The following is a 6,164-nucleotide window of genomic DNA, read 5'->3' on the forward strand; positions in this document are numbered from 1 at the left end:
TGCCCCGACCCGAACGGCCGCACCGTCCGCGCCGAACCGGAGCGCTACGCCCTCCCGCAACGCGCCGCCGGCTCCGCCGTCGCGCGCGCCGACCCGCTCGCCGCCGTCGCGTTCAGGCTCCGGCGTGGTGCTGCGCACCCTGACCGAAGACGAGAAAAACGCCCGCGCCTCGGCGCTGGCCGACGCGCGCGTCCGTGACATCGAGGAACGCCGTCTGGCGGAAATCGAGCTCGCCCGCCGTAATTCCAAGGAAGGCATTGCCCAGGCCGAGCGCGAAGCCGCCGAGGCCCGCAAGAAGGCCGAGGACGAGCGTCACCGCATCGAAGAGGAAGTCAAAGCCAAGGCCGAGCGCGAAGCCAAGAAGCGTTTTGGCGAAGCCGAGGCCAAGAATGCCGCCGCTGCCGCCGCGACCGCCAAGGCCGCCGGCCTGCCGCCGCCGCGTGCGCCCGGCGTTGCCGCCGACGCCACCGACGAGGATGAAGGTCCGCGCCAGATCCGCCGCGGTCCCGGCGGCGTCGCCCGCCCCGTGATGGCCGCGAAGCCCACCGCCAAGCCCGCGCCTGCCAAGCAGCGCGGCCGCCTGACGCTGGTCACCGCGCTGTCCGCCGACGACGTGCGCGAGCGCTCGATCGCCTCGTTCCGCCGCCGTACCCAGCGCCTCAAGGGCCACCAGTCGAACGAGCAGAAGGAAAAGCTCATTCGCGAAGTCATCATTCCGGAAGCGATCACCATCCAGGAGCTCGCCAACCGCATGGCCGAGCGCGCCGTGGACGTGATCCGGATGCTGATGAAGCAGGGCCAGATGGTCAAGATCACCGACGTGATCGACGCCGACACCGCCCAGCTGATCGCCGAAGAGCTTGGCCACACCGTCAAGCGCGTCGCCGAATCCGACGTGGAAGAAGGCCTGTTCGACAAGGTGGACGATTCCACCGACACCGAGCCGCGCTCGCCCGTCGTCACGGTGATGGGCCACGTCGATCACGGCAAGACCTCGCTGCTCGACGCGCTGCGCCACGCCAACGTGGTGTCCGGCGAAGCCGGTGGCATCACCCAGCACATCGGCGCCTATCAGGTCACCTCGCCGGAGAGCGGCAAGAAGATCACCTTCATCGATACGCCGGGCCACGCCGCGTTCACCGCGATGCGCGCCCGCGGCGCCAAGGTCACGGATATCGTGATCCTGGTGGTCGCCGCCGATGACGGCGTCATGCCGCAGACCATCGAGGCCATCAACCACGCCAAGGCGGCGAAGGTCCCGATGATCGTGGCGATCAACAAGATGGACAAGCCCGACGCCAAGGCCGAGCGCGTCCGCACCGAACTGCTGCAGTATGAAGTGCAGGTCGAATCGTTCGGCGGCGACGTCGTCGATGTCGAAGTGTCCGCCAAGAACAAGACCAACCTCGACAAGCTGCTCGAAATGATCGCGCTGCAGGCCGACCTGCTGGATCTCAAGACCAACACCGACCGTCCGGCCGAAGGTACCGTGATCGAAGCCAAGCTCGATCGCGGCCGTGGTCCGGTGGCCACCGTGCTGGTTCAGCGCGGCACCCTGCGCGTGGGCGATATCATCGTCGCCGGCGCCGAAATGGGCCGCGTTCGCGCGCTGATCAACGACCAGGGCGAAACCGTCACCGAAGCCGGCCCCTCGGTGCCAGTCGAAGTGCTCGGCTTCAACGGCCCGCCGGAAGCCGGCGACCGCGTCGCCGTGGTCGAGAACGAAGCCCGCGCCCGCGAAGTCACCAGCTACCGCGCCCATCAGAAGCGCGAGAAGTCCGCATCGGCCATCTCCGGCATGCGCGGCTCGCTCGAGCAGATGATGAGCCAGTTGAAGACCACCGGCCGCAAGGACTTCCCACTGATCATCAAGGCCGACGTGCAGGGCTCCCTCGAAGCGATCCTGGGATCGCTGGAGAAGCTCGGCACCGACGAAGTCACCGCGCGCATCCTGCATGCGGGCGTCGGCGGCATCAGCGAATCCGACGTTACGCTGGCGGAAGGCTTCAACGCCGCCATCATCGGCTTCTCGGTCCGAGCCAACAAGGAAGCCGCCGCGGCTGCCAAGCGCAACGGCATCGAGATCCGCTACTACAACATCATCTACGACCTCGTGGATGACGTGAAGAAGGCGATGTCCGGCCTGCTCGCGCCGACCCTGCGCGAAACCATGCTCGGCAATGCCCTGATCCTGGAAGTGTTCAACATCTCCAAGGTCGGCAAGGTCGCGGGTTGCCGCGTTACCGACGGCACCGTGGAACGCGGCGCCAATGTGCGCCTGATCCGCGACAACGTCGTCGTGCACGAAGGCAAGCTCTCGACCCTGAAGCGCTTCAAGGACGAAGTGAAGGAAGTGGCGTCCGGCCAGGAATGCGGCATGGCGTTCGAAACCTACGGCGACATGCGCGCCGGCGATATTATCGAGTGTTATCGCGTCGAAACCATCCAGCGCAGTCTGTAAGTCCAAGTCTTACAGCTTCGCCAGAAGGATATTGAAGAGTGACGTCCTGCCCGGCCTAAAGCGCGAAGCGCGTCTTCGCTCTATGTGCCGGGCATCCACGTCTTGAAATGTATCAGCAACGAAGAACGTGGATGGCCGGGACACGCCCGGCCATGACGAATTCTGTTTTCGAGTTCGATAGGGATTCCGATGCCCAAGCATCACCAAAAAGGCTCGTCGCCATCAGGCGCGCAGCGCCAGCTCCGGGTCGGCGAAATCATGCGCCACGCCATTGCCGACATTCTCGCGCAGGGTGGCGTGCATGATCCCGTGCTCGAGACCAACCTGATCACGGTGCCGGAAGTGCGGATGTCGCCGGATCTCAAGCTCGCGACCGTCTATGTGATGCCGCTCGGCGGCCGCAACACCGAGCTGGTGCTGAAGGCGCTCGCCGCCAACAAGACCTTCCTGCGCACCGAGGCGGCGCGCCGCGTTAATCTGAAATTCGCACCTGATCTTCGCTTCCGCATCGACGAGCGATTCGATGAAGCGGAACGTATCGAGAAGTTACTGAGAACACCCGCGGTACAGCGCGACCTTAAAACGGATTCGGACGAAAACTGATGATTGTGACCACCGCCAACAGCGTGATCGATTCGCCAAACGATGAATCGAACACGTCGGATGAAAATAAATTTGCACACGCTCCGCGCGACGAAAATGTCGCCGATGTGCCCAATGCCGACGGCGCGCAGCTCGCGCCCGTGCAGTTTGCGCGCGGCAACAACGATCCGCGCGGCAAGCATTCGCGGCAGCAGGGCCAGGTGCGCCGCGACAAGCGCGACGTCCATGGCTGGGTGATCCTCGACAAGCCGATCGGCATGACCTCGACCCAGGCGGTCGCGGTGGTGAAGCGGCTGTTCCAGGCCAAGCGCGCCGGCCACGCCGGCACGCTCGATCCCTTGGCTTCCGGCGGCCTGCCGATCGCCATGGGCGAGGCCACCAAGACCGTCCCGTTCGTGATGGACGGCCGCAAGCGCTACCGCTTCACGGTGTGCTGGGGCGAGGAACGCGACACCGACGACACCGAGGGCAAGGTCACCTTCACGAGCGAAGCTCGGCCAACGGCCGAGCAGATCCGCGCGCTGCTGCCGCAATTTACCGGCAATATCGCGCAGACCCCGCCGCAGTACTCTGCGATCAAGATCGCCGGCGAGCGCGCCTATGACCTGGCGCGCGACGGCGAAGTCGTGCCGCTGGTTCCCCGGCCCGTCGTGATTCACGAATTAATCCTGACGGAACAGGAAGATGACAGCCATTCGGTATTCGAGGCCGAATGCGGCAAGGGAACCTATGTCCGGGCGCTGGCCCGCGATATCGGCCGTTTGCTGGGCTGTTACGGCCATATCAGCGCGCTCAGGCGCACCCTGGTCGGCCCATTTGCCGAAGCCGACATGATTCCGCTGGAACAGTTGGAGGCTTTGTGCGATAGAGCCGCGTCTGGCGAGGGCAACCTCGCCGACGCGCTACTGCCCGTTGAGACCGCGCTGGACGACATCCCGGCACTGGCCGTCACACGGGCAGATGCGGCAAGGCTCCATCGGGGCCAGGCCGTTTTGTTGCGCGGACGGGATGCGCCCGATAGCAGCGGCACAGTTTATGTCACGGTGGCAGGCCGGTTACTGGCCCTCGCCGAGATTGCCAATGGCGAACTCATCCCCAAGCGTGTGTTCAACCTGACCGGACTGACCGCCAGTTCGCCTCGCAAAGAAAGTATCTGACGATGTCGATTACCGCAGAACGCAAAGCGGAAGTCATCAAGACCAATGCCAACAAGGCCACCGATACCGGCTCGCCGGAGGTCCAGATTGCGATCCTCTCCGAGCGTATCGCCAACCTGACCGCGCACTTCAAGACCCACGTCAAGGACAACCATTCCCGCCGTGGCCTTCTGAAGCTCGTCTCCACGCGTCGTTCCCTGCTTGATTACATCAAGCGCAAGGACGAGCCGCGCTACAAGGCGATGCTCGAGAAGCACAACATCCGTCGCTAAGACCAATCGCGCGCGCACTTGTTGCGCGCGTTTTTGCATCAATTGTAGTGCGGCCCGGCATGGGCCGCACGATAACGTCCAGCAGCACTCCGGCGACTGGACGATGACGGGCAAGGTGCCCGTCGCGCGGCAAGGTCTATTGGGACCCCCGCGACCATCGGAAGGATGGACGCCATTTTGAATATAAGAGCCATGGCAAGATCGCCGGACGCTGATTTCGCTGATGTAGCGGACAGCGTCTCGCCGTCTTGCGATGGCTTTTGCATTTGGGCGCCATGCTTTCGTGAACCCATGAAAGAAGACACCCATGTTTAATATTCATACCGTCGAGATCGATTGGGGCGGCCGTCCGCTCAAGCTCGAAACCGGCAAGATCGCCCGCCAGGCCGACGGCGCCGTCATCGCCACCTATGGCGAGACCGTCGTCATCGCCACCGTGGTCGCCGCCAAGACCGCCAAGGATGGCATCGACTTCCTGCCGCTGACCGTCGACTACATCGAGAAGACCTACGCCGCCGGCCGCATCCCGGGCGGTTACTTCAAGCGCGAAGGTCGTCCGACCGAGAAGGAGACCCTGGTCTCCCGCCTGATCGACCGTCCGATCCGTCCGCTGTTCGTCGATGGCTGGCGCAACGAGACCCAGGTCGTCGTCACCGTGCTGTCGCACGACATGGAAAACGATCCGGACATTCTCGCCCTCGTCGCCACGTCCGCAGCCCTGACCATCTCCGGCGCTCCGTTCAAGGGCCCGATCGGCGCCGCCCGCGTCGGCTTCATCAACGATGAATACGTGCTCAACCCGACCCTCGACGAAATGGCCGACACCCAGCTCGACCTGGTCGTCGCCGGTACCGGCGATGCTGTGCTGATGGTTGAATCCGAAGCCAAGGAGCTCGGCGAAGAAATCATGCTCGGCGCCGTGATGTTCGGTCACCGCCACTTCCAGCCGGTGATCAAGGCGATCATCGAGCTCGCCGAGAAGGCCGCAAAGGAGCCGCGCGAAGTCGCCGTCATCGACGACAGCGCGATCGAAAAGGAAATGCTCGGCCTGGTCGAGACCGAGCTGCGCGCAGCCTACTCGCTGCCGATCAAGCAGGAGCGTTACGCTGCCGTCGGCGCCGTCAAGAAGAAGGCGATGGCCCACTACTTCCCGGAAGGCCAGGAGCCCAAGTACGACAAGCTGCGCATCGCCGGCGTGTTCAAGGAACTGGAATCGCAGATCGTTCGCCTGAACATCCTCGACACCAAGAAGCGCATCGATGGCCGCGACCTGACCACGGTCCGTCCGATCGTCTGCGAAGTCGGCGTGCTGCCGCGCGCCCACGGTTCGGCGCTGTTCACCCGCGGTGAAACCCAGGCGCTGGTCGTGACCACCCTCGGCACCGGCGAAGTCGAGCAGTACATCGACTCGCTGTCGGGTACCTACAAGGAGCAGTTCCTGCTGCATTACAACTTTCCTCCCTACTCGGTCGGTGAGACCGGACGCATGGGCGGCACCAAGCGGCGTGAAATCGGCCACGGCAAGCTGGCCTGGCGCGCGATCCACCCGGTGCTGCCGCCGCATCACGAATTCCCCTACACGGTGCGCGTGGTCTCGGAGATCACCGAATCCTACGGCTCGTCGTCGATGGCTTCTGTCTGCGGCGCCTCATTGGCGCTGATGGATGCCGG

General features: G+C 64.3%; 5 protein-coding genes. All 5 read left to right on the top strand.

Annotated features, from left to right (window positions below; translation table 11 throughout):
• Window positions 1-2,461, top strand: a 2,461-nt coding sequence (gene infB, locus JWR89_RS14070) for a translation initiation factor IF-2 (protein WP_299717182.1), incomplete at its 5' end; no start/stop codon positions are given.
• A 189-nt stretch (window positions 2,462-2,650) separates the two neighbouring features.
• Window positions 2,651-3,064 carry a 30S ribosome-binding factor RbfA gene (gene rbfA, locus JWR89_RS14075; RefSeq protein WP_299717184.1) on the top strand — a complete coding sequence of 138 codons (414 nt, stop codon included), beginning with the start codon at window positions 2,651-2,653 and terminating at the stop codon, window positions 3,062-3,064.
• Window positions 3,064-4,221: a tRNA pseudouridine(55) synthase TruB gene (truB, locus tag JWR89_RS14080; RefSeq protein WP_299717186.1), complete on the top strand. Its 1,158-nt coding sequence runs from the start codon at window positions 3,064-3,066 to the stop codon at window positions 4,219-4,221. Before rbfA ends, truB begins: the two co-directional genes overlap by 1 nt.
• Window positions 4,222-4,223: 2 nt before the next feature.
• The gene (gene rpsO / locus JWR89_RS14085; protein WP_299717188.1) at window positions 4,224-4,493 is read left to right on the top strand and encodes a 30S ribosomal protein S15; all 270 of its coding nucleotides are present in this window, start codon (window positions 4,224-4,226) and stop codon (window positions 4,491-4,493) included.
• A gap of 307 nt (window positions 4,494-4,800) precedes the next feature.
• A partial coding sequence (gene pnp, locus JWR89_RS14090) for a polyribonucleotide nucleotidyltransferase (protein ID WP_299717190.1) occupies window positions 4,801-6,164 on the top strand: 1,364 nt, incomplete at its 3' end.

Origin of the sequence: Tardiphaga sp. (assembly GCF_028290785.1) — a bacterium.
Lineage (GTDB): Bacteria > Pseudomonadota > Alphaproteobacteria > Rhizobiales > Xanthobacteraceae > Tardiphaga.